Consider the following 20,159-nt stretch of genomic DNA (forward strand, 5'->3'; position numbering starts at 1 on the left):
ACTCTTTCCTCCAAAGCCGAGGGGGATCGCCAGTGGCGCTTGTGTTCTATACCAATCCGATGTCGCGCGGCCGGATCGCCCGCTGGATGCTCGAAGAGACCGGCCTTTCCTATGAGACCCGGGTCTTGGCCTACGGGCCCGAGATGAAATCGCCGGAGTACCTTGCGCTCAACCCGATGGGAAAGGTGCCCGCCATTGTCCATGACGGACAGGTCGTGACCGAGGCGGCGGCGATCTGTGCCTATCTCGCCTTTGCCGCCCCCGAGGCCGGCCTTGCGCCCGAACCGGACGAACGCGCGGATTTCTTTCGCTGGATGTTTCTGGCCGCAGGTCCGGGCGAGGCCGCGATCACCAATGCCGCCTTCGGCTTCGATCTGCCGGATACGGACGAGGCGCGGGGACGTTCGGGCTATGGCAGCCTCGACGCCGTGGCCGATGCACTGGCCGCGATGCTGGCGGATGGGCGCAGCCATGTCTGCGGCGCACGCTTTACCGCGGCGGATGTCTATGTCGGTGCGCAAATCCAGTTCGGGCTGCAATTCGGCACCCTGCCCGAGCGCCCGGGCTTTGCCGATTACGCGCAAAGGCTTGCTCGCCGCCCGGCCGCGATACGCGCCATCGAGCTGGACAATGCACTGATGCCCCGTCCCGACTGACGCGCAGACCGCAAGCCCCCGCCTGACGGCGGAGGCCCTTGTTTTCGAAGCGGAAGAGATCACTCCAGCGATGCTTTCACCGCGGCCATGGCGTCACCGCCATCCTTGGTGGTCACACCGTCAAGCCAGGTGTCCAGCACGCCCATGTTCTCGGACAGCCAGGCCTTCGCCGCCTCGGACGGCTCTTCGCCGTCATCGAGAATCGCGCCCATGATCTCGTTTTCCATTTCCAGCGTGAACTCGAGGTTCTGAAGCAGCTTGCCGACATTGGGGCATTCCTCGACATAGCCCGCCGCGGTGTTGGTATAGACCGTCGCGCCACCGAAGTCGGGGCCGAAATAGTCGTCGCCGCCGGTCAGATAGGTCAGTTCGTAGTTGGCGTTCATCGGGTGCGGCTCCCATCCGAGGAACACCACCGGCTCGTCGCGACGGTCGGCACGGGCGACCTGCGCCAGCATCCCCTGTTCAGAGCTTTCGACGACCTCGAACTCACCCAGACCGAAGGCATTCTCCTCGATCATCGACAGGATCAGGCGGTTGCCGTCATTGCCCGGCTCGATGCCGTAGATCTCGCCGTCCAGCGCATCCTTGTGCTTGGCGATGTCGGCGAAGTCCTTGATGCCCAGATCGGCGGCGGCCTTGTTCACCGCCAGCGTGTACTTGGCGCCTTCGAGGTTGGCGCGCACCGTGTCGACAGTGCCCTTTTCGCGATAGGGCGCGATATCGCCCTCCATCGTCGGCATCCAGTTGCCGAGGAAGACGTCGATGTCACCGTTCTCGATCGAGGTATAGGTCACAGGCACCGACAGCACCTTGATCTCGGTCTCGTAACCCAGCGCCTCAAGCACCGTCGTCGTGGCTGCGGTGGTGGCGGTGATGTCCGTCCAGCCCACGTCGGAGAAAGTGACCGAATCGCATTCGGCCAGCGCCGGACCCGCGAGGGCCAAGGCAAACGCGGAGACTGTAAGTTTCATTTTCATCTGGTCTTTCACTCCCTGATTTTTTATTGATTGATCAGTCAATCAATATCATGATTCATCTGGATCGCAACATCGGACACGAAAAATGCCCAAAATAGGAATGGAGCCGATCCGCCGTCAGGCCCTGATCGACGCCACCATTGCCGAAATCGGCGAGACGGGCTCGCTCGACATCACCGTGTCGGCGATCGCGCGCCGCGCCGGCGTGTCTTCCGGGCTGGCGCACCATTACTTCGGCGGCAAGGATCAGATCTTCCTGGCGACGATGACTCATATCCTGAGCACCTATGGGCAGCAGGTCCGTGCAGAATTGCGAACCGCCGGAACCCCGATGGACCGGCTGAAGGGGATCGTAGGTGCGGGATTCACCGGTGGCAACTTTTCCCGCGCGATCGTGACCGCGTGGATGAACTTCTACGCGCTGGCGCTGTCGTCGGCGCAGGCGCACCGGTTGCTCGAGATCTACCAGCGGCGGCTGCGGTCGAACCTGCGCCACGCACTGCGCGACCTGATGCCGGGGCGTCCGGTGGCGGACCCCGCCCGCCGGGTGGCGGCACTGATTGACGGACTTTATCTGCGCGAGGCGCTGCGAAACGGCCCTCCGGACGGCAACCGGGCCACACGGATCGTGATGGACCAGATCGAAATGGAATTGAAGGAGGCGGCAACATGACCTTGCCCGACCCGCAACCGAAGGCCAGCCACTTCATCGGCGGCTATTATGTCGAAGACGACAGCGGCCCCGAAATCGCGGTGATCTATCCCTACTCGGGCGAACAGATCGCAAAGGTGCATGGCGCCACCGATTCCGTACTGGAGCAGGCCATCGCGGCAGCGGTGAGCGCGCAACGGGACTGGGCGAAGCGCTCGGGCACCGAACGCGGGCGCGTGCTGCGCCGGGCCGCCGAGATCATGCGCGACCGCAACCATGAACTCAGCCAGCTCGAAACGCTGGACACCGGCAAACCCTATCAGGAGACCAGCGTGGCCGACGCCACGTCGGGCGCCGATGCGCTGGAGTATTTCGGCGGGCTGGCCGGGTCCCTGACCGGCGAGCACATCCAACTGGGCGCGGACTGGGCCTATACCGTACGCGAGCCGCTGGGCGTCTGCGCCGGCATCGGGGCATGGAACTATCCCACCCAGATCGCCTGCTGGAAGGCGGCGCCGGCGCTGGCCTGCGGCAACGCGATGGTGTTCAAACCGTCCGAGACGACGACGCTCTGCGCCCTGAAGGTGGCCGAGATCCTCGTCGAGGCCGGCGCACCTCCGGGGCTGTTCAACGTGGTGCAGGGGCGCGGCGATGTCGGCGCTAAGCTGATTGCCGATCCGCGCATCGCCAAGGTCTCGTTGACCGGATCGGTTCCGACGGGCCGCAAGGTCTATGCCGCCGCCGCCGAAGGCATCAAGAACGTCACCATGGAGCTTGGCGGCAAGTCGCCCCTGCTGATCTTCGACGACGCCGACCTTGACGACGCGGTCTCGGGCGCGATCCTGGCGAATTTCTATTCCTCCGGTCAGGTCTGCTCGAACGGCACGCGCGTCTTCGTGCAATCCGGTATCTACGATGCGTTCGTCGAACGCATGGGAGACCGGCTGAAGGGGGTGAAAACCGGTGACCCGATGGACCCGGAAGTGAACTTCGGGCCGCTGGTGAGCGCCGAGCAACGCGATAAGGTTCTGGACTACATCGAAACGGGCAAGGACGAAGGCGCCTGGCTGGTGGCGGGCGGGCATGCTCTGGACGGCCCCGGCTACTGGGTGGCGCCGACGCTTTTCGCCGACGTGACCGACGACATGACCATTGCGAAGGAAGAGATCTTCGGACCGGTGCTGTCTGTGATGAAGTTCGAAGACGAGGACGAGGCGGTCGAGCGGGGCAATGCCACCGAGTTCGGCCTGTCCGCCGGCGTCTTCACCCGCGACATCACCCGCGCGCACCGGGTGATCGGACGCTTGCAGGCGGGGTCGTGCTTCATCAACTCCTACAACGACGCGCCGGTCGAGGTGCCCTTCGGCGGCTCCAAGATGTCGGGCGTCGGGCGCGAGAACGCCAAGACCGCGATCGAGCATTATTCGCAACTGAAATCGGTCTTCGTGCGCATGACCCAGATCGAGGCGCCTTTCTGAGATGGGGTTTCTAGAAAATGTGCGCTGCCGCGCGCCGATTTTTGCAATGAGGACCTGTGACGGATCCGCTCTGGCGCTGCGCGCCAGGGCATTGCCGGGATTTTCTGCTGAGAGGCCGTTTGCCGGCAGGTCTGCCGTCCAACAGGCCGTCCAACAGGCCACCACAAGCGTTTTGCGAGCCGCGCCCGCCTCAAGGACCTTCGGCCGCCTGCGGCGGTGCTGCGCATCCTTGACCCGGTCCCAGCTCGCGGAGGGGAACTGATGCAAGCGGATTACGTGATCGTGGGTGCGGGCTCGGCCGGGTGCGCCATGGCCTATCGCCTGACCGAGGCGGGGCATTCCGTGATCGTTGTGGAACACGGAGGTTCGGACGCGGGGCCGTTCATCCAGATGCCGGGCGCGCTCAGCTATCCGATGAACATGAAGCGTTACGACTGGGGGTACCGGACCGACCCCGAGCCTTACCTCGGTGGACGACGGCTGGCCTGTCCGCGTGGCAAGGTGATCGGCGGGTCGTCCTCGATCAATGGCATGGTCTACGTGCGCGGCCACGCGGCGGATTACGACAGCTGGTCGGACAGCGGCGCTGCGGGCTGGGCTTATGCCGACGTGCTGCCCTACTTCAAGCGGATGGAAAGCTGGCACGCGGCCGGCCATGGCGGCGAACCGGACTGGCGCGGTCAGGACGGGCCGTTGCACGTGACCCGCGGCACCCGCAAGAACCCGCTGGTCAAGGCCTTCGTCGACGCCGGGCAGCAGGCGGGCTACGAAACAACCGAGGATTACAACGGCGAGAAGCAGGAAGGCTTCGGACCGATGGATCAGACCGTCCACAAGGGCGAACGCTGGTCGGCAGCGCGTGCCTACCTGCGGCCGGCGCAGGCCACCGGGCGCTGCACGATGGTGCGCGGGCTGGCGACGCGGGTGATTATCCGCGACGGCAAGGCAGAGGGCGTGGAACTGCTCCGCCACGGCGGACGCGACCGGGTCATGGCCCGGCGCGAGGTGGTGCTGGCGGCCTCGGCGATCAATTCGCCCAAGCTGCTGATGCTGTCGGGGATCGGCCCGGCGGCGCATCTTTCGGAACTGGGCATCGACGTGGTGGCCGACCGGGCGGGCGTGGGGATGAACCTTCAGGACCACCTCGAGCTTTACATCCAGATGGCGGCGACCCAGCCGGTCTCGCTCTATCGCTACTGGAACCTCTTCGGAAAGGCCTGGGTCGGCTTGCAATGGCTGGCCACGCGCAAGGGGCCGGGCGCCTCGAACCAGTTCGAGAGCGCGGCCTTCATCCGGTCACGCGCCGGCGTCCGCTATCCCGACATCCAGTATCACTTCCTGCCGATCGCGGTGCGCTATGACGGCAAGGTCGCCGCTGAGGGGCACGGGTTCCAGGCCCATGTCGGACCGATGCGCTCACCCTCGCGCGGATCGGTGACGCTGACATCGCGCGATCCGCGCGCCGATCCGCGGATCCTGTTCAACTACATGAGCCACTCCAAGGACTGGGAGGATTTCCGGAACTGCATCCGCCTGACCCGCGAAATCTTTGCGCAGGAGGCATTCAAACCCTTTGCCGGCGCCGAAATCCAGCCGGGCCCCGACGTGCAGAGCGACGAGGAACTCGACGGTTTCATCCGTGAACACGTGGAAAGCGCCTATCACCCATGCGGCACCTGCCGCATGGGCGCGCGCGACAATCCGCAGGCAGTGGTCGATCCGGAGTGCCGGGTGATCGGGGTCGACGGGCTGCGCGTGGCCGACAGTTCGGTGTTCCCGTCGATAACAAACGGCAACCTCAACAGCCCGTCGATCATGGTGGGTGAAAAGGCCTCGGATCACATCCTCGGACGCGCGCCGCTGGCGCCGGACAACGCCCGGCCGTGGATTCACCCGGATTGGGAGACGCAGCAGCGCTGAGCCTAGCCTGCGCCCCGCGCGTCAAGCCAGCCCGGCAGTCCGCCGATGTCGTCAAGCACGTCGTCGGCGTGCGGCATCAGATCGGCGCGCCGCGCCGGGCCGGTCAGCACCCCCACGCAGGCCATCCCGGCACGGCGCGCCGCAATCAGGTCATGGGTGCTGTCGCCCACCATGACGACCTGTCCGGGTGCAAGGCCGGTGGCTGCCGCGAAAGCGAGCAACGGCTCAGGATCGGGCTTCACCCCGTGGCCGCTATCAAACCCGGCGATGAAGTCGAAATGCTCCGTGGCCTCGACAGCGCTCAAATGCGCGCGGGCGGTTGTCTCGGTGTCGTTGGTCACCACACCAAGCCGCAGGCCGCGCCGCGCCAGACCGGCGAGAAACGGCACCAGCGGTACCGCCTGGTGCAGTGGCGCCGCGCGGGCCGCATGGATCAGGTAGAGTTCGACCTCCTCGACCGGCCGGTCCGGCAGGGCGCGATGCACGCATTCCGCCGCCTCGCGATTGGTGCCGGCAATCACCGGGCTGTCGGGGAAGAAGGCCTGTCCGGCAAGGTCGTAGCGCAGGTGCCGGGCCAGCGCGTCCCGTGCCACGGGGTCCCCCGCCGCCAGATCCTCGATAACCCCCGCCGCCCAGACATTCCAGGTTCCGGCGAAATCGAACAGCGTGCCGTCCTTGTCGAAGATCACTCCGGCGATCCCGGGCCGGTCGGTCATGTCCAATGCACCTGCTCGCCGCCGGGCAGCGCCTCGCGGGCGTACATCACCCGGTCATAAGCGATGCCCTGACTGTCGCAGAAACGGATCACCCAGGCATCGTCCATCAGCAGGAAATCCAGCACCGAACCAAGGAAATCGGGGTCGCCCGCACGTTCGCGCAGCTCCGCTTCGGAGGTGCCGGTCGACCCGAGGAAAACCCCGATCAGGTCGTCTTCGCCTACCAACCAGGCCAGGGCCTGCAACCCAAGTGTTTCGGCGGCTTCCCGCGTATCGGCCATGCAGCGTCCCCTGAAGTTACCATTTGGAAAGGATTTCTTAACTGTTCGGATGCAAAACCTTAAGTCAACTTTTCATCAATGACGAGGTCACGGAATTGGCGCGTCAAATCCTCATCGTCGATGCGGTGGCCACCAATCGCATCGTTCTGAAGGTCAAGCTGACGGCGGCCTTTTACGACGTGACCCAGGCGGTGACGGCGCAGGATGCCGTGAAAAGGGTGCAGAAAAACCCGCCCGCCCTGATCGTCATCGGAGGATTGGATGAACTCGGTCCCGTCGAGCTTTGCAGGCAGCTGCGGGCGCTGCCGGGGGCATGCTATTGCCCGATCGTGGTGCTGACGCCGCAGGCGGAGCCAAAGATGCGACTGGCGGCGCTTCAGGCGGGGGCCGACACCATCCTCGACCAGCCGTGCTGCGACGCCCTGCTGCTGGCGCGGCTGCGTTCGCTCCTGCGCCTGCAGGAGGCCGATACCGAATTGCGGATGCGCGAAAGCACCCATCGCGCCCTCGGGCTGAACGAACCGCAGGCAGCGTTTCCGGCACCCGGCCGCATCGGCCTGATCGCGGACGACCGCCGCAGCTTCGCCGGGCGCATGGCGACGCTGACGGCCTCGACCGGGCATCGGTTCGATCTGCTTGCCGCGCGCGACCTGTTCGAACGCCCACAAAGCTCGGACGCGGCCGAGGCGCCCGACGTGCTGGTGATGGCCCTGCCCGACGATCAGCCCGATGCCGCACTTCAGCTTCTGCCCGACCTTCGGGCGCGGATGGCGACGCGCGACGCGGGGATTCTGGTGCTGGTGCCGGATGCGGCGGGGGCGACTGCCGCCTCCGCGCTGGACCTCGGCGCCGACGACGTCGCCCCTCTGGACATCGCCCCGGACGAAATCGCGTTGCGCATCAATCGCCTGCTGGCGCGCAAGCGCAAGGACGACCGACTGCGCAGCACCGTCAGCGCCGGGTTGCGTGCCGCCGTCACCGACCCCCTGACCGGGCTTTTCAATCGCCGCTATGCCCTGCCACACCTCAGCCGCATCGCCGAACGCGCCGACCGTGTCGGGCGGCCTTTCGCCGTCATGGTGGCCGACCTCGATCACTTCAAGCAGATCAACGACCGGTTCGGCCACGCCGCAGGCGACGCGGTGCTGGCCGAGGTTGCGCTCCGCCTGCGCGACAACCTGCGGCCGGTGGACCTGCTGGCACGGATCGGCGGCGAGGAATTCCTGATCGCCCTGCCTGACGCGTCGGCCCGTGCCGCGCGGCTTGCCGGGCAGCGCCTCTGCGCCGCGGTTGCAGACGCGTCGTTCCATATCCCGGGACGGGCGCAACCGGTGTCGATCACCGTTTCGATCGGCATCACCCTGGCTTTGCCCGCCACGACCGAAACCGGGCGAGACGCGGCAACTGCCCAGCTGCACCGGCCAGAATTGCAGCCTGAATGCCTGTTGCGGCAGGCCGATGCCGCGCTCTACGAGGCCAAGGCACACGGCCGCAACCAGGTGGAGCTGCGGCGGCCGGCGGCCTGAGCCAGATCAGCGCCGTTTGCGCCGCTCCAGCGCCTCTGCCATTCGCGCGGCAAAGGCGTCCCGCTCGCTCGGGCTCATCGCCGACAGACGCGCCACCAGCGCGTCCTGGCCGCGCTTCTGGATTTCGATCGCCCGTCGGCTTTGACGCGCCAGCACCTCGGCGAAGGCGTCCGCATCGAAGGCGTCGGCACGCAGTAGCGCCAGCGCCGTCTCGTAGTCCGCGTCGCTCTGCGCGCGCAACTCGCGGCGCGCACCTTCGGCACGCAGGCTGCGGAACACCGCGCGGCCGATCGCGCGCCGGTCCTCGCCGGTCAGCGCCTGCGTGTAGGGGGCGACGGCGTCCCGCATGTGCCGCGGCGGCGCAAGGCCCGGCCCGCCCCGCAATACAAAGCCGGTCACGATGCCAACGATCAGCAGGTTCAGTGCCAGCGATACGAAAAGCACCACCCGCAGCCCGGTCGAGAATCGGCGCGGGTGCTTCGGTGCGGGGTCCGGCAACTCGGCCATGGTCAGCTTTCCTCCAGATCGAAATCGAAGCCCGAAACCGGGTCGAACAGCACGGCTTCATCTGACAGGTAGATCGCCGCCGTCTCGCTCAGGCTCTGTGGCGGATTGACGCCCAGCCAAAGCCCGCAGATCGACGCCGCCGCCAACCCGGCAAAGGCCGGCCAGCCACCCAGCGCCGCCCCCAGCTGCCGCAGCCATCCGCGTGTCGGCTGGCGTTCGGGCAAGGCCTGACGAGCGAACTCGGCCTGAACCGTCTCGGCATCCGCCAACACCCGCGCCAGAAGGTCGGCCGACACCTCCGGGGCATCGCCGCGGCGCGCCTGCCGCTCTTCGTCCAGCAGCAGGTCGAGGAAGGCCTCTTCGCGATCTGTCTCAGGCGTCGTCATCCGTGTACCCCAATTCTGCCTTGCGGCCCTCCAGCGCGCGGGCCAAAGCCCGCTTGCCGCGCGCCGTCAGGCTCTCCACCGCCTCGACACTGATGTCGAGTATGGCGGCGATTTCCGGGTTGCCCAAGCCCTCGAAGTGCCTCAGCTCGACCGCCCGGCGCTGTCGTTCCGGCAGGTCCGCCAAGGCACCGGCCAGCGCCGTGCGCCGCGCCTCGGATTGCATCCGCGCGGGCGCATCTGCCGCCTCGTCCGCAGGCTCGCCCGCGGCATCAAGCGGCGCGATCCTGCGGCAGCGGCGCAGCCGGTCGGTCGCCAGATTGGCCACCACCCGCCACAGCCAGGTCGAAACCTGTGCCTCGCCCTGCCGCCAGTCCGGCGCGATCTTCCACAGCCTGAGCAGCGCCTCTTGCGTGACGTCCTCGGCCTCGGCCCGGTCGCCTAGCATCCTGACGGCCTGCCCGAACACCCTTGGCGTCAGACGCAGCGTCAACGCGCGCGCCGCCGGCCCGTCGCCGTTGGCATAGAGCACCAGCAACGCCTCGTCGCTGATCGGGTCTGTCGCGTCCAAGGGCCTGTCCATATTGCGCCGGCCTAAATCCTTTTGCGCGGCCTGGGAAGCGGCAACCTGCCAAGGCGGCGGCCGACTCCGCGCCGGGGCGCCCCGCTCCGCAGACCGGAGAGGGGCTTGTGGCAGGAGGGGACGGGCGAGGCATCCATCCCCTCCCTTCCCAACTCAGTTGTCCCCGATGCTGCCGCGACGTGCGCCGTCTGTGGCGGCTAGACGCGCCTTCGCGCTGTCAAATTCGGCCTTTGACACCACGCCGTCGCCGTTGCCGTCGATCAGCGCGAACAGACGGTCGAAGCGCTGGTCACCACGGCGCTCGCGGGTCGCGCCACCCTCGCCGCCGTCATGACCATGCATGCGCTTACCACCGTGCTTGCCGCCCTTGCGCATGTCATCACGCACCGTTTGCATCTCTTCGATGCTGACGGTGCCGTTGCCGTCGCTGTCCATGCGCTCGATCATGCGCGTGACACGCGCCGCGCGCCGCGCCTGCGATGCCGACTCGAGCTCCTCGACGGAAAGCTCGCCGTCGCTGTTGCGGTCCACCGCCCGGAACCAGGCGGTAGCGCGGTCGCGCAACTCGTCCGGGCTGAGGCTGCCGTCGCCGTTCTGATCGAAGTGCTCGAAGTCCGGCGCGACGCCGCCCCTGAAGGCGCGGTCGCCGTGGCCGCCCATGGCCAGCGCGCCCGTCGCCGGAACGCCGATGATCAACGCGGCAATCAGGGCCACGCCGGTCAGGGATGTACGTGTCTTTGTCATCTTGGGTCCTTTCGGTTTCCAGTCAGATGCGAGGGCTTCGGCCGCTCGATCTGGATGTCTAACGGGCGGCACCCGCGGTTCCGTCGCTGGCAAACGGCCTTTCTGGTCACGACGCCGTGAACCGGCACGCGACATCCCGCCGCAAGGACCGATTGTCCGATGTTTTTTTGAATCCGGCCCCCCTAGTCTGGAAGACAAGTGAGTGAGGTGACTGATGAAGAACGTGACGATCGCCGGTGATGACCCGGTCGAGCCCGTATCGCCGTATGCCCCCGAGGCGACGGTACAGCGCGAGATGGGTCCTGCCCTGTGGAAGGGCTGGCGGCGCGCGTGCCCGAACTGCGGCAAGGGCCCGATGCTGTCTGGCTATCTCAAGGTGCGCGAAACCTGCCCGGTGTGCCGCGAGGCCCTGCACCACCATCGCGCCGACGATGGCCCGGCCTATCTGACGATCCTGATCGTCGGCCACCTGATGGCGCCGGCGCTGCTGTTTGCCTTCACCACGTGGCGGCCCGAGCCGCTGGTGCTGTTCACCATCTTTGCCGTTGGCACCATCGCCTTGTCGCTCTATCTTCTGCCCCGGCTCAAGGGGGTGATCGTCGCCTTTCAATGGGCGCGGCGGATGCATGGATTCGGCGCAGCGGGAAGCAGCGGGGCGGTCAGCCCCTGACGGGGGCTGAATGAGCACAATCGACAAGACGGCAATCCGCGACGCCGCGACCGTCATCGCCCTACGTGACCGCGCGACGAAGCCGCGCATCCTGATGGGTCAGCGCGGGTCACGCGCGGCCTTCATGCCCAACAAGTTCGTGTTTCCCGGCGGCGCAGTGGATGCCGCCGACGCTCAAGTGCCGCTGGCACGCCCGATCGGATCCCCCTGCGCCAGCCGCCTGACCGAAGATTGCCCCGCCGACATGACCGGTGCCCTGGCCGCCGCCGCGGTGCGCGAGCTATGGGAGGAAACCGGCCTCCTGCTTGGCCAGCCCGGGGATTGGCCCGGCTCGGTGCCCGACGACTGGAAAGGCTTCGCCGATCTGGGCCTGTTGCCCGACGGGGCGCCATTGCAGTTCGTGTTTCGCGCCATCACCCCGCCCGGCCGCCCGCGCCGTTTCGATGCGCGGTTCTTCCTGATCGACGCCGAAGACATTGCCTCGGACCCCGACGATTTCTCCGCCGCCTGCGACGAACTCAGCCACCTGCAATGGGTGCCGCTGGACGAGGTGCGCGCCCTCGACCTGCCCTTTATCACCGAAGTCGTATTGGCCGAAGTCGCCACGCGTGTACATGACCCCGCGCCGCCGAACTCCGTCCCGTTCTTCCGCAACGATGATGAGGAAAGTCTGTTCCTGCGTCTGCACGGCACGACATCGCCGGAGTAAACCCTGCGCCGGGTGGCCCCGGACCGGGTTCACCCATCGCCCCTCAGCCGGGGACCCGGCCCCAGGATATGCGCGACCACAGCCGTTCATAGCCAAGGTAGGTCACGAAGCCGATCGCCGAGTTGACCATAGCCATGATCCCGCCCACGGCCATGGAACCGGTGAAAAGAAGCCCCACAAGGCTCATCACCACCAATCCCACCATCATCCACAGGATCGCCTTCACCAGGGTGCGCTTCGGCGTCTCCATCCTCGTCATCCTCCTTTATCTGGCCTGCCTCGTGCTACGCCCCGCACGCGCCGCGCACCATTCCGGGAACAGTTAACAAAACTGCGCAATCGTGATTTAATTCACCGGATGACGATTAAAACCGACAAGCGCGATCGCGCCGATCTGTTTCGCCGCAGGTTGTCCGAGGCCCTCACCCGGGTCGGCGCCAGCCAAAGCGCGCTCGCCCGCGACATCGGCGTCGACCGATCCACTGTCTCGCAGCTTCTGACAGGCAGCGGTGCGCGGCTGCCCAACGCGCAGGTCGTGGCCGAATGCGCCCGCGTGCTTGGCGTTTCCTCCGACTGGCTGCTGGGCCTGTCCGATCGCCCGGAAAGCGCGGCGCGGATCGTCGCCGATGCCTTCCGGCTGACCGAAGCGCCGCGCGCGTTGGTGGACGAGCAAATCTACGACTGGCACCGCGAGGCCGAAGGCTACAAGATCCGCCACGTCCCCACGGCCCTGCCCGACATGCTCAAGACCCGCGCCTTCCTGGATTGGGAATATGCGCCGCATCTGGGCCGGACCGCCGAGCAGGCAATCAACGCCTCGCAGGAACGGCTCGATTGGATGCGCAACTCTGCCTCGGATTACGAAATCGCGTTGCCGGTTTACGAACTGCACAGCTGCGCACAAGGCACCGGTTACTACGACGGGTTCCCCAAGGACCTGCGCGTCGCGCAGCTCACCAGGTTGCAGCGCCTGTCGAGGCAGCTCTATCCCCGGCTGCGGATCTGCCTGTTCGATGCCCGCAGGCTCTATTCCGCACCGATGACCATCTTCGGCCCCTTGCAGGCGGTGATCTATATCGGCAGCAATTTCCTTGCCTTCCACGACACCCAGCGGGTGCGCGCCATGACCACGCATTTCGACGAACTGGTGCGCGAAGCCTCGGTGCCCGCGCGCGCGGTGCCAGACCATATCGCCGGGTTGCTGGACGGGATCCGCGATGGCGGGCCGCCGGCCGCGGATCCTTGACACGACGGCTTGCGTCGGTCTCACCCCTTCGGCGCATTCACCCCCGGCGTCACCTCGCGGCGTTTCAACTGAGTTTCGCGCAGGGTGATGAACACCACCGAGGCCAGGATCAGCGTGCCGCCCAGCACCACGAAGATGTCGACCGCCTCGCCGAAGACCAGTGCGCCCAGCGTCACCGCCCAGACCAGTTGCAGGAAGGTCACCGGCTGGGTCACCGTCAGGGGCGCCGCGCCGAAGGCCAGCGTCATCGCGAAATGCCCCGCCGTGGCGGCGCAGGCGATGGCGAAGCAGACCGCCAGCGTCCACAGGTCCGGCGTCACCCAGACCGCGAAGGCGAAAGGCGCCAGCCCGAGGGTCACCGTCACCGACAGCATTGCCACCACCAGCGACGCCGGCGTTTCGTCGGCGACAATCTTGGCCAGCAGGTAGGAGCAAGCGAACAGCAACGCCGTGCCCAGCATCGCCAAGTGGCCCGCGTTCACCTCGCGAAAGCCCGGCCGCAGGATGATCAACGCGCCTTCGAGCGCCACGCAAACCGCGATGATCCGGCGCCGCGCCAGCGTCTCGCCCAGAAAAAGAGCGGCGGCAATGGTCACATAGATCGGCGCGAGATAATTCATCGCCGTCACCTCGGCGATGGGGATCCGCGTCATGGCATAGAACCACAGGATCACGCCCAGCGTATGCACCAGCCCCCTTACGCCGAACAGTCCCCATTGCCGGGCGCTCAGCCGGGTCGCCATCAGCGATTTCGCCATGGGCAACAGGAACACCAGCCCCAGCACATAGCGCAGAAAGGCCGCCTCGGCAGCCGGCACCGCGTTGTCGAGATATTTGACCAGCGCCGTCACCGTCACGAAGCACAGCCCCGTGACCAGCATCCACACCACCCCGCGAACCGGGGAGTGGCGGGGCGGGGCGAGGGTGTCGGCTGTGCTCATGGCGCGCATCAAGCACGGGCGTCGTGGGATGTGCAAGCCGCGCCGCGCCCTCAGCCCACCAGCAACTTCGCCGCGATGGCCCACATGGTCACGCCCACGATCACGTCAAGCACCTGCCAACCACGCGCCGAGGTGAACAGCGGCCGCAGCATCCGCGCCCCGTACCCCAGCGAGAAAAAGAATACGAAGCTCGCCGTCACCGCGCCGATCCCGAAGGCCAGCCGGTCGTCATATTGCGCCGAGATCGAGCCGATCAGCACCACCGTGTCCAGGTAGACGTGCGGGTTGAGCCAGGTCAGCGCGAGGCAGGTGCCGACCGCAGCCTTCAGGCTCTGCGTCGTCTCGCCCCGGTCCTTCAGCGCCTGGCCGCCCTTGAACGCCGCGCGAAAGTTCAGCGCCCCGTACCACAACAGGAAGGCCGCGCCACCCAGCCGCATCACCGTCTCGAACAGCGGCACCGCCTCGGCCAGCGCCCCGAAACCCGCCACACCGCCCGCGATCAGCAGCGCATCGCTCAGCGCGCAGGTCAGCACCACCGCCAGCACGTGCACGCCCTTCAGCCCCTGCCGCAGGACAAAAGCGTTCTGCGCGCCTATCGCGAGGATCAGCGAAAACCCGAGCGCGAAGCCCGCCAAGGCTGCCTGCATCGGCTCAGCCCTGCCCGTCGAACAGCGGCACATGCGCGCCCGCATCGCGCGGCAGCTCTCCGGTCAGGCGCGGATCGTCGGCCACCTCGACCTGCTGTCGAACCGCGGTAAAGCCCGCGCGCCGGTAGAACCCCAGCGCCTGCGGACTGTCGAGCGTGCAGGTATGTACGTGAAACCGCGCGATAGGCCGCGCGAAGGCCTGCGCCACCGCCAGCCCGATCATCGCCCGTCCGACACCCTGCCCGATCAGCGCGCGGGTCACGCCGAAATAGGCCAGCTCGCATTCGTACTCGACGCGGAAATCCAGTTCCACCAGCCCCTCTGCCCTGCCGTCGCGCTCGACCGCGAAGACCTGCACGCGCGGGTCTTCGAGCATCCCGCGCAGGGTGGCGTCGTCCGTCCGCAGCCGCGAGAACCACAGCCAGTCCTGCGCGCCGACCCGCAGATAGAGATCGCGATACCAATCGACCGAGGGCGTTTCGACCTCGCGGATCGTCACCCCGTCCGGCAGGGTCGCCTCGGCAAGCTCGGGCCTTGCGCGCATCTCGAGGTGCGTCACCACCGCCGCCACCTTGCCCGGCGGCACATCGTGAAATCCGTCAGCCAGCATGGTGTCTCCTCTGTCTTGTGGCCAGCATCGGCGCCAGCACCAGCGTGATCAGCATGAGCGCGGCCCCCATTACCGCGAAGGACGTGCCCAGCCCATAGACCTGGGACACGAAGCCCATCACCGGCGGGCCGATGAAGAACCCGGTGTAGCCGATCACCGAAATGCGTGCGATCGCCGCCGTGCGCACCCGGTTTCCGACATTGCGCCCGACGTGCGAAAACGCCATCGGCGCAACCACCGACACCCCGATCCCCAACGTCGCGAACCCCAGATAGGCCATCGCCAGTCCAGGGGCAAAGGCGGCTGTCAGCGCCCCGAAGGCCGCCACCGCGGCGGCCACCGCCATAACGCTCGTCTCGGAAAACCGCCGCACCAGCGCCTGTCCGCCCAGCCGCCCCACCGCCATGGTCGCGCCCAGGATCGCCGGTCCCAGCGCGCCCTGTGCCGCACCGCCGCCCAGCGTGCGCTCGAGGTGCAGCGCCGACCACGCTTCGGTCGCGTTCTCGGCCATGAAACCGATCAGGATCACCAACCCGCCCAGCAGGATCAGGCCTTTCGCGGCCGGCGCGTCACCGATGGCATCCTCGTCCAATGGCGCGTCGCGGTCCTGCAGGGCCGCGCGAACCATCACGACGTTCACCACCCCGATCAGGGCGAACACGGCCACCGGCGACCAGCCCGCCTCGCGCAGCAGACCCGCCGTCAGCGCCGAGATCGCATAGGCCATGGAAAACACCGCGTGAGCGAAATTCATCAGCGGCCGCCCATGCCGCGCCTCTGCCGCCGAAATCCGCGCGTTCATCACCACGTCGAGCGTCCCCGCCAGCGACGCCGCCAGCACCATCGTCAAGGCAAAGACCGCCGGCGCCGCGGTCAGCCCCGGCATCACGAAGGCCGCGCCCAGCCCCAGCGCCAGCACCCCCATGCTGCGCCGTCCGACCCGCGCGTCGAACCGCGGCGCCAGCGCCATCGACACCACCGATCCGGCCGCCGCCGCCAGCAGGCACAACCCGAACAGCCCGTCCGAGGCGCCGATCTGCGCCTTCAGCACCGGTGCCTGCGCGGCAAACGCGCCCCAGACCAGCCCGAGGCTCACGAAGCAGGCCAGCGGCGGGCGCGCGGCGGCGATATCCTGACGTGAAATCATTGCCCAGCCGTGCCATGCCTCCCGGCCACTGGCAATCCGCAAAAACACCGCGCACGCGCCCGAAAAACCCTCTTTCCAATCCACACCATCCGGTCTATACGCGCGGCTTCACGCGGGGATACAGCCTTGGAGGATCCCCGCCTTTACCTATGGAGATACAAAATGGCTGGAGAGATCCCTGATCTTAACGCCCAGGAACGCACGGGGACAGGCAAGGGCGCCGCTCGTCAGGCACGCCGCGACGGCATGGTTCCGGGCATCGTTTTCGGTGGCGAGGCTGATCCGCTTCCGATCCAGATCCCGTTCAACGAGCTCTTGAAGAAGCTCAAGGCCGGACGCTTCAAGTCGACGCTTTTCAACCTGAAGGTTGACGGCCACGACGACGTCCGCGTCATCTGCCGCGATGTGCAGCGCGACGTGGTCAAGGACCTGCCGACGCACCTCGACCTGATGCGCCTGCGCCGCACCACCAAGATCAACCTGTTCATCCCCGTCGAATTCATCGGCGAAGATGAAGCTCCCGGCCTGAAGAAGGGCGGCGTCGTCACTGTGGTCCGTCCCGAGGTCGAACTGGTGGTGACCGCCGGCGACATCCCCGAAAAGATCACCGTCGATCTCTCGGCGCTGGAAATTGGCGACATCATCCACATCTCGGACGTCACCCTGCCGGAAGGCGCCAAGCCGACCACCGAGCGTGACTTCGTGATCTGCAACATCTCGGCCCCGTCGGGCCTGAAAGCCTCGGAAGACGAGGAAGAGGATGATGTGGACGCGGACGAGGTCCCGGCCATCGAGCAAACCGAAGACTGATCCCGCCCCGGCGACGATCTGCAAGGCCCCGGGTTCGCGCCCGGGGCTTTTTGCATTGAACGACGGGGGTGACCCGGGGCACAAGGAAGCGAAGGAGCGCGCGTCATGCAGATTTTCGTGGGTCTGGGCAATCCCGGCGGGCAATACGCCGGTCACCGGCACAATATCGGCTTCATGGCCGTGGACCGCATCGCCGAGGATCACGGCTTTTCGCCTTGGAAATCGAAATTTCAGGGCCAGGTCTCCGAGGGTCGTCTCGGCAGCGAAAAGGTGCTGCTGCTGAAGCCCGGAACCTACATGAACCGGTCCGGTCAGGCCGTGGGCGAGGCGATGCGCTTTTATAAGCTGGAGCCGGGCGACATCACCGTCTTTCATGACGAACTGGACCTCGCCCCCGGCAAGTGCCGCGTCAAGATGGGCGGCGGCCACGCCGGCCACAATGGTCTGCGCTCGATCCACGGCCACGTCGGCGAGGCCTATCGCCGCGTGCGTCTCGGCATCGGTCACCCCGGCCGCAAAGAGGCGGTGTCCGGCTACGTGCTGCACGATTTCAGCCGCGCCGATCAGGACTGGCTGGAGCCGCTGCTGCAGGGCATTTCCAAGGGCGCGGGCGAACTGGCCTCGGGCGAAGACGGGCGCTTTCTAAACGCGGTTGCGCTCCAGATCGCGCCGCCGCGCAACAAGACCGCGCCGGCCAAGACGCCGCCGCAGCCAAAGGAGCCGCCTGCCGACCCCCCGCAGGACACCCGCTCGCCCTTGCAGAAGCTCGCCGATAAATTTCGTTGAGATTACCTCGGGTCGGCTTACCTGTCCCCTCGACGATCCAAAGGAGTGGCCAATGAAGAAGGACCCATCCCTTAACGTACAGGGCGACACGCTGACGCCCTGCTCGACCGATCCGCTCACCGGCTTCTTCCGCGACGGCGCCTGCAACACCTGCGACGAGGATCGCGGCAGCCACACCGTCTGCGCGGTGATGACCGCCGAATTTCTCGCCTATTCCAAGTACGTCGGCAACGATCTGTCGACGCCCCGGGCCGAGTTCCAGTTCAAGGGTCTGAAACCGGGCGACCACTGGTGCCTCTGTGCCGGGCGCTTCCTGCAAGCCCACGACGAAGGCTGTGCGCCAAAGGTCAACCTGTCAGCCACCCACGTCCGGGCGCTCGACATCGTGCCTCTGGACGTGCTGAAGGAAAACGCTGCCACCTGACGGCAGGGCCACCCGTAGGCCGGGCTTCAGCCCGGCACCCCCTCACGCTGCTCGATCCTACCCGCGCCCGACCTTGCGGCAAAGCAGGATCACCGGCAGCAGCCCGACCGCCACGATCACCAGCGACGGCACCGCCGCGCCGGCCAGCCGTTCGTCCGCCGCCAGCCGGTGCGCCTGCACCGCCAGCGTGTCGAAGTTGAACGGCCGCAGGATCAGCGTCGCCGGCAGTTCCTTCATCACGTCGACGAACACGATCAGCAGCGCGGTCAGCAGCGACGGAGTCAGGATCGGCATGTGGACCCGCCGCAGGGTGCCATAGGAGGATTGCCCCAGCATCCGCGCCGCTGCGTCGAGGTTGGGGTTGATCGCGCTCTGCCCACCTTCGTAGGACCCGATCGCCGCAGCCATGAAGCGGATCATGTAGGCAAAGACCAGCAGCCAGATCGAGCCGGTGAACAGCAGCCCGGTCGACACCCCGAACCAGTCGCGCATCACCGCGTCCAGCGCATTGTCGAAGGCCGCGAAGGGCACCATCAGCCCCACCGCGATCACGCCGCCCGGCACCGCGTACCCCATCCGCCCTGCGAGGATCGCCCAGCGCGCGCCCCGGCTTTGCGAAGCGCGGCGGAAGTAGCCCAGCACCACGGCCGCGCCAACCGTGAGCACCGCCGCCGTCCCCGCGAGGATAACCGAGTTGCGGATGAACCCCAGATACCGCGCGCTCAACAGGTTCTGGTTTGACTCGAGCCCCATCACAGCCAGCGCCGCGACCGGCAGCAACGCTCCGAACAGCACCGGGATCGCGCAGAGCAGAAGCGCCGCCGCTTCCGTCCAGCCCGACAGCCGCAGTCGCGCCAACCGCTCGACCTTCTGGCCGGCGTGAAACTTCGCCTCGCCGCGCGATTGCCGCTCCAGCACCGCCAGCGTCAGCGCGAAGGCCAGAAGCCCCAGCGACAGCTGCGCCGCCGCCGCCCGGTCCGCCATCGAAAACCAGCTGGTATAGATGCCGGTGGCAAAGGTCGGCACACCGAAATAGGACACGGTACCGAAGTCGGCGATGGTCTCCATCGTGGCCAGCAGGACGCCGGCGGCAATCGCCGGACGCGCCATCGGCAGCGTCACCCGCAGGAAGGCCTGCACCGGCGTCTTGCCCAGCGCGCGGGCGGCGTGGAACGTGCTGGCGCTCTGGCCCAGAAATGCGGCACGTGCCAGCAGATAGACATATGGATAAAGCACCAGCGTCAGCATGCCCGCCGCGCCGCCCAGACTGCGGATCTCGGGAAACCAGTAGTCGCGCGGCCCCCAGCCCATGACCTCGCGCAGGGTCGCCTGCACGATACCGGGGTGGTCCAGCAGATCGGTATAGGCATAGGCCAGCACATAGGCGGGAAAGGCCAGCGGCAGCACCAGCAGCACTTCAAGCAGGCGGCGTCCGCGAAACTCGGTCATGGTGACGAAACAGGCCGCTCCGGTGCCGATGGCAAAGGTGCCGCAGGCAACCGTTGCCACCAGCACCAGCGTATTCCCGACGTAGCTGGACAGCACCGTCCCCGCCAGATGCGCCAGCGTGTCGATGCCGCCGCTCAGGGCCGCCGCGATCACCGCGACGATCGGCAACAGGCACAGCAGGCCAATGGCATAGGCGGCAACACGCAGCGCGCGCAGGGTCTCGCCATTGTGACGTTTCGGTCTGATGGAAGCGGTGTCCGACATCCGAGCTTTTCTGTCAGGTTCCCGCCCGGG

The 20,159-nt window shown here is 66.9% G+C and carries 24 protein-coding genes; 11 read left to right on the plus strand and 13 right to left on the minus strand.

The window, feature by feature from the left end:
* Positions 1–32 precede the first annotated feature (32 nt).
* Complete coding sequence (locus tag AC04PT_RS11115) at positions 33–656, plus strand: glutathione S-transferase family protein (RefSeq protein ID WP_482873753.1); 624 nt, start codon at positions 33–35, stop codon at positions 654–656.
* A gap of 59 nt (positions 657–715) precedes the next feature.
* Here AC04PT_RS11115 and AC04PT_RS11120 read toward each other — a convergent pair whose 3' ends face one another.
* Entirely contained in the window at positions 716–1,636 is a 921-nt protein-coding gene (locus AC04PT_RS11120) for a choline ABC transporter substrate-binding protein (protein ID WP_482873754.1), read from the minus strand.
* A gap of 85 nt (positions 1,637–1,721) precedes the next feature.
* Here AC04PT_RS11120 and betI point away from each other — a divergent pair, with 85 nt between their 5' ends.
* The 3 genes from betI to betA all read left to right on the plus strand — a co-directional run bounded on the left by betI (position 1,722) and on the right by betA (position 5,686).
* Entirely contained in the window at positions 1,722–2,309 is a 588-nt protein-coding gene (betI, locus tag AC04PT_RS11125; protein ID WP_482873755.1) for a transcriptional regulator BetI, read from the plus strand.
* On the plus strand, positions 2,306–3,766 hold the full coding sequence (gene betB / locus AC04PT_RS11130; RefSeq protein WP_482873756.1) for a betaine-aldehyde dehydrogenase: 1,461 nt from the start codon (positions 2,306–2,308) through the stop codon (positions 3,764–3,766). Before betI ends, betB begins: the two co-directional genes overlap by 4 nt.
* A 261-nt stretch (positions 3,767–4,027) precedes the next feature.
* Positions 4,028–5,686: a choline dehydrogenase gene (gene betA, locus AC04PT_RS11135; protein WP_482873757.1), complete on the plus strand. Its 1,659-nt coding sequence runs from the start codon at positions 4,028–4,030 to the stop codon at positions 5,684–5,686.
* A gap of 2 nt (positions 5,687–5,688) precedes the next feature.
* On the opposite strand, the gene AC04PT_RS11140 is transcribed toward betA, so the two are convergent.
* Positions 5,689–6,402, minus strand: a complete 714-nt coding sequence (locus tag AC04PT_RS11140; RefSeq protein ID WP_482873758.1) for an HAD family hydrolase — start codon at positions 6,400–6,402, stop codon at positions 5,689–5,691.
* Positions 6,399–6,683 (minus strand): DUF3572 domain-containing protein, encoded by a 285-nt coding sequence (locus AC04PT_RS11145; RefSeq protein WP_482873759.1) that lies wholly within the window; start codon positions 6,681–6,683, stop codon positions 6,399–6,401. Before AC04PT_RS11145 ends, AC04PT_RS11140 begins: the two co-directional genes overlap by 4 nt.
* A 95-nt stretch (positions 6,684–6,778) precedes the next feature.
* On the opposite strand from AC04PT_RS11145, the gene AC04PT_RS11150 reads away from it, so the two are divergent.
* Complete coding sequence (locus AC04PT_RS11150) at positions 6,779–8,209, plus strand: diguanylate cyclase domain-containing protein (RefSeq protein ID WP_482873760.1); 1,431 nt, start codon at positions 6,779–6,781, stop codon at positions 8,207–8,209.
* A gap of 6 nt (positions 8,210–8,215) precedes the next feature.
* Here the strand turns inward: AC04PT_RS11150 and AC04PT_RS11155 are convergent, their stop codons facing one another.
* From AC04PT_RS11155 to AC04PT_RS11170, 4 genes are all read right to left on the minus strand, one after another.
* The gene (locus AC04PT_RS11155) at positions 8,216–8,716 is read right to left on the minus strand and encodes a periplasmic heavy metal sensor (protein ID WP_482873761.1); all 501 of its coding nucleotides are present in this window, start codon (positions 8,714–8,716) and stop codon (positions 8,216–8,218) included.
* A 2-nt stretch (positions 8,717–8,718) separates the two neighbouring features.
* Positions 8,719–9,102, minus strand: coding sequence for a hypothetical protein (locus tag AC04PT_RS11160; RefSeq protein ID WP_482873762.1), 384 nt, complete (start codon positions 9,100–9,102; stop codon positions 8,719–8,721).
* Entirely contained in the window at positions 9,089–9,682 is a 594-nt protein-coding gene (locus tag AC04PT_RS11165; protein ID WP_482873763.1) for an RNA polymerase sigma factor, read from the minus strand. Before AC04PT_RS11165 ends, AC04PT_RS11160 begins: the two co-directional genes overlap by 14 nt.
* A 153-nt stretch (positions 9,683–9,835) precedes the next feature.
* Positions 9,836–10,426, minus strand: coding sequence for an EF-hand domain-containing protein (locus AC04PT_RS11170; RefSeq protein ID WP_482873764.1), 591 nt, complete (start codon positions 10,424–10,426; stop codon positions 9,836–9,838).
* A 295-nt stretch (positions 10,427–10,721) separates the two neighbouring features.
* On the opposite strand from AC04PT_RS11170, the gene AC04PT_RS11175 reads away from it, so the two are divergent.
* Complete coding sequence (locus AC04PT_RS11175; RefSeq protein WP_482873978.1) at positions 10,722–11,096, plus strand: DUF983 domain-containing protein; 375 nt, start codon at positions 10,722–10,724, stop codon at positions 11,094–11,096.
* A 10-nt stretch (positions 11,097–11,106) separates the two neighbouring features.
* On the plus strand, positions 11,107–11,805 hold the full coding sequence (locus AC04PT_RS11180; RefSeq protein ID WP_482873765.1) for an NUDIX hydrolase: 699 nt from the start codon (positions 11,107–11,109) through the stop codon (positions 11,803–11,805).
* Positions 11,806–11,848: 43 nt separating this feature from the next.
* Here the strand turns inward: AC04PT_RS11180 and AC04PT_RS11185 are convergent, their stop codons facing one another.
* On the minus strand, positions 11,849–12,055 hold the full coding sequence (locus AC04PT_RS11185; RefSeq protein WP_482873766.1) for a DUF2061 domain-containing protein: 207 nt from the start codon (positions 12,053–12,055) through the stop codon (positions 11,849–11,851).
* 108 nt (positions 12,056–12,163) lie between these two features.
* Between AC04PT_RS11185 and AC04PT_RS11190 the strand changes: the two genes are divergently transcribed.
* Complete coding sequence (locus AC04PT_RS11190; RefSeq protein WP_482873767.1) at positions 12,164–13,051, plus strand: helix-turn-helix domain-containing protein; 888 nt, start codon at positions 12,164–12,166, stop codon at positions 13,049–13,051.
* Between the two features lie 20 nt (positions 13,052–13,071).
* Here AC04PT_RS11190 and AC04PT_RS11195 read toward each other — a convergent pair whose 3' ends face one another.
* Genes AC04PT_RS11195 through AC04PT_RS11210 form a run of 4 tightly spaced genes read right to left on the minus strand, consistent with a single transcriptional unit; the run spans position 13,072 to position 16,396 of the window.
* Complete coding sequence (locus AC04PT_RS11195) at positions 13,072–13,992, minus strand: DMT family transporter (RefSeq protein WP_482873768.1); 921 nt, start codon at positions 13,990–13,992, stop codon at positions 13,072–13,074.
* A 50-nt stretch (positions 13,993–14,042) separates the two neighbouring features.
* On the minus strand, positions 14,043–14,639 hold the full coding sequence (locus AC04PT_RS11200; protein ID WP_482873769.1) for a LysE/ArgO family amino acid transporter: 597 nt from the start codon (positions 14,637–14,639) through the stop codon (positions 14,043–14,045).
* Between the two features lie 4 nt (positions 14,640–14,643).
* A complete protein-coding gene (locus tag AC04PT_RS11205) occupies positions 14,644–15,249 on the minus strand; it encodes a GNAT family N-acetyltransferase (protein WP_482873770.1) in 606 nt (201 codons plus the stop codon).
* A complete protein-coding gene (locus AC04PT_RS11210; protein ID WP_482873771.1) occupies positions 15,239–16,396 on the minus strand; it encodes an MFS transporter in 1,158 nt (385 codons plus the stop codon). The genes AC04PT_RS11205 and AC04PT_RS11210 overlap by 11 nt, the downstream gene beginning before the upstream one ends.
* 162 nt (positions 16,397–16,558) lie before the next feature.
* Here AC04PT_RS11210 and AC04PT_RS11215 point away from each other — a divergent pair, with 162 nt between their 5' ends.
* The 3 genes from AC04PT_RS11215 to AC04PT_RS11225 all read left to right on the plus strand — a co-directional run bounded on the left by AC04PT_RS11215 (position 16,559) and on the right by AC04PT_RS11225 (position 18,416).
* Positions 16,559–17,206, plus strand: coding sequence for a 50S ribosomal protein L25/general stress protein Ctc (locus AC04PT_RS11215; protein ID WP_482873772.1), 648 nt, complete (start codon positions 16,559–16,561; stop codon positions 17,204–17,206).
* A gap of 105 nt (positions 17,207–17,311) precedes the next feature.
* A complete protein-coding gene (gene pth / locus AC04PT_RS11220; RefSeq protein ID WP_482873773.1) occupies positions 17,312–17,992 on the plus strand; it encodes an aminoacyl-tRNA hydrolase in 681 nt (226 codons plus the stop codon).
* Positions 17,993–18,044: 52 nt separating this feature from the next.
* A complete protein-coding gene (locus tag AC04PT_RS11225) occupies positions 18,045–18,416 on the plus strand; it encodes a DUF2237 family protein (protein WP_482873774.1) in 372 nt (123 codons plus the stop codon).
* A 57-nt stretch (positions 18,417–18,473) separates the two neighbouring features.
* On the opposite strand, the gene AC04PT_RS11230 is transcribed toward AC04PT_RS11225, so the two are convergent.
* On the minus strand, positions 18,474–20,129 hold the full coding sequence (locus tag AC04PT_RS11230) for an ABC transporter permease (RefSeq protein WP_482873775.1): 1,656 nt from the start codon (positions 20,127–20,129) through the stop codon (positions 18,474–18,476).
* Positions 20,130–20,159: the final 30 nt, after the last annotated feature.

It is taken from the genome of Litorisediminivivens sp. KMU-197 (assembly GCF_056858395.1).